This is a genomic window from Candidatus Merdisoma sp. JLR.KK006 (assembly GCF_036941035.1).
Taxonomy (GTDB): Bacteria; Bacillota; Clostridia; order Lachnospirales; family Lachnospiraceae; genus Laedolimicola.
Window position 1 is genome coordinate 1 of the sequence record NZ_JAYMNS010000086.1, and the last position, 917, is coordinate 917.

Annotated in this window: 1 protein-coding gene and 1 pseudogene; both read left to right on the plus strand. The window is 54.2% G+C overall.

What is annotated here, in order from left to right:
- Positions 1-244, plus strand: a pseudogene (locus VSQ61_RS22685) (helix-turn-helix domain-containing protein); the annotation flags it as partial.
- A 34-nt stretch (positions 245-278) separates the two neighbouring features.
- On the plus strand, positions 279-917 hold a 639-nt coding region (locus VSQ61_RS22690; protein WP_334346579.1), incomplete at its 3' end, for a LytR/AlgR family response regulator transcription factor.

A 917-nucleotide genomic window follows, 5' to 3' on the forward strand; every position in this document is an offset into this window, starting at 1 on the left:
CGACTACATACTCGGACGCACCGACATCAGGCGTGACTTAAGCGGCCAGTTACGCATGAACCATGAGATGGACAGGTATTACGATATCATATTGCGCTACCAGCGCCTGTCGGACATCAACAGGAAGACTTTCCGGGTGATGCTGGAGCGGCTGGAGCAGGCGCAGGACGAACAGGAGAAACTTGTAACAGGGGATTTACACCGGAAGGAAGATGATATGCATGGTAAGGATAGCAGTATGTAACGATGACATGCGTTTTACGGCGTAACTGGAGGAAATGGTGCGCCGCGAGGCAGAAGATTCGGGCATCAGCGTGGAGACGGAAGCCTATTCCGATGGCGGCACCCTGGTCGCGGACATAGAAAAGGGCTACCGCTACGACCTGGTATTCCTTGACATAGAGATGGGGAGGGTGGACGGCATAAGCGCCGCGAGGCAGATACGCCGCATCGACCGTTCCGCACTCCTCATATACGTGTCCGGCTACGAACAGTATTTAAAGGAGCTCTTCGAGGTGGAGCCGTTCCGGTTCCTCTCAAAGCCCGTGGACGGGGCGAAGTTCAGGAAATACTTCCGCGACGCCTGCGCCCGGATAGGAGAAACGGAAGCCTACTACCGCTTCTCCTTCAACAAGGAGATCCGGAAAGTTGCAGTCAGGGACGTCGTGTATTTCGAGAGCCGCAACCGGGTAGTGCATATATTCATGGCAGATGGCTCCGAGGAACGTTTTTACGGCAGGCTCAACACTGTTGAGAAAGATCTTTCAGAGGGGCGGCAGGAGTTTCTGCGGATACACCAGTCGTTCCTTGTGAATTACAGTTACATAGAGAAGATGAACTTTTCCGTGGTGACGGTGATATTCGGGAACGGGAAGCGTACCGCCCTGAAGATCAGCGAGGACAGGGAGAAGGCGGTA